The 1,449-nt window shown below is 64.3% G+C and carries 1 protein-coding gene; it reads right to left on the bottom strand.

Translation table 11 applies throughout. The features are described 5' to 3' along the window. Nucleotides 1–352: 352 nt before the first annotated feature. Nucleotides 353–1,369: an IS110 family RNA-guided transposase gene (locus tag EDC34_RS12145; RefSeq protein ID WP_114961140.1), complete on the bottom strand. Its 1,017-nt coding sequence runs from the start codon at nucleotides 1,367–1,369 to the stop codon at nucleotides 353–355. Nucleotides 1,370–1,449 lie beyond the last annotated feature (80 nt).

The raw sequence follows: 1,449 nt of genomic DNA, 5'->3' as shown, positions 1-1,449 counted from the left end.
GTCACCATTTCGCCGCTCGTGTCAACAGGCACGAAAAAGATTCTCCCGCTCCCGGGCTGAAGGTATCGCCTTGACCTGTCCACCGGCTTCCGTTGTGTTCGTGGTCGAGGCGGGACCACCGCCTCCGTCACCCTTCGGGATCTAGCCGCTTGCGCGGCCCACGCGGTTTGCGCCCAACACTCGTTCGGTCTGCCGTCGTGCCGTCCACAGGCATGATCGCCTCAGAGTCGCGGTCTTGAAGACCACCCTTGCTTGGCTCGGACGACGGGCGGTGGGAATTGGTTGCACGACCGCTCCTCTCCAGATTGGATGGTTGCACCAGACCCCTGATCCAGGATGCGGTCGTGCAGGTTCAGGCAAAGGCGCGATGGACGTCGAACGTGCCGCCGTCGCGGAGCAGGTGGTAGCCGGCACGGGCCAGCTTGTGCGCTACCGCCTTCAGCGCGACCAGACGCGGCTTCTTCGCCGTATTGCGCTGGTACCAGCGCTTGATGTCGGAATCGAAGCGGATCGCGAAGTTGGCCGCCTCCATCCAAGCCCAGGCGAGGTATCGGTTGCCGCATTTACGATTGCCGGTACCTTTCTTCTTGCCGTTGGAGAACCGCAGCGCCGGCACCAGGCGGCAGTAGGAGGTGTATTGGCCGACCGCATCGAAGCGGGTGATCTCGCCACTTTCCAGCCAGATCGTCAGCCCGAGTACGGCACCGATGCCCGGCACGGTGCGCAGCGCGATCAACTCCCGCCGACGGCGCGTGTCTTCGGCCAACCAGGTCTCGATCTCGGCCACCTTCGCCTGCAACGCGCGCCACATCTGGATCAGGCTGACCACGGCAAACAGTTCGGTCGGATCCTGGAAGGTATCGGTCAACTGCTGGCGCGTGAGGTGACGGAACCCGTTCGCCGACAGCCGCTGCCCGGTGGCCCGGGCCCAATAGCCCTGCACCGACTGCAGCAGCCGAACCGACTGCTGCACAAGCAACATGCGTCGTCGCAGCAAGTCACGTAATGGCCGCTGCTCACGTGGATAGATGTAGGCCGTCGGCAGCAGGTTCAGCCGCATCAGCTCGGCCAGATGACGGGCATCGCTGTCGTCGTCGCCGTGCTTGAGCCCGGCGTACTGCGGCACCGCCAGCGTGTTGACCATCTGCATCGGATACCCCTGCGCCTGCAGACCATCGATCAGCCAGTAGGCGTTGTAGGTCGACTCGACCGCCACGCCCGCCAACTCCTCGCGGAAGGGCGTCAATGCGGCGTCGAGCAGGGACAGGTCGTTGGGCAGGCGTTGGCGGTAGCGCAGCGCGCCAACGTCATCGACCACCGCCAGCACCGTGTTATTGGAATGCAGATCGCAAGCGGCATACAGTGCCATGGTCGTCTCCTGGTGCGTGGCGCACGCTCGTAGGGTAGGAACCACGAACGTACCGCCATCGCCAGGAGGCGGCGATATGA

This window comes from Thermomonas haemolytica (assembly GCF_004346265.1).
Taxonomy (GTDB): domain Bacteria; phylum Pseudomonadota; class Gammaproteobacteria; order Xanthomonadales; family Xanthomonadaceae; genus Thermomonas; species Thermomonas haemolytica.
Note: the sequence above shows the minus strand (reverse complement) of the source record. Positions and strands in the feature narration are given on the sequence as shown.

What these genes read in the sequence shown, in the direction of transcription:
- EDC34_RS12145 (WP_114961140.1), bottom strand. Translation starts at nt 1,369, where the DNA reads ATGGCACTGTATGCCGCTTGCGATCTGCATTCCAATAACACGGTGCTG.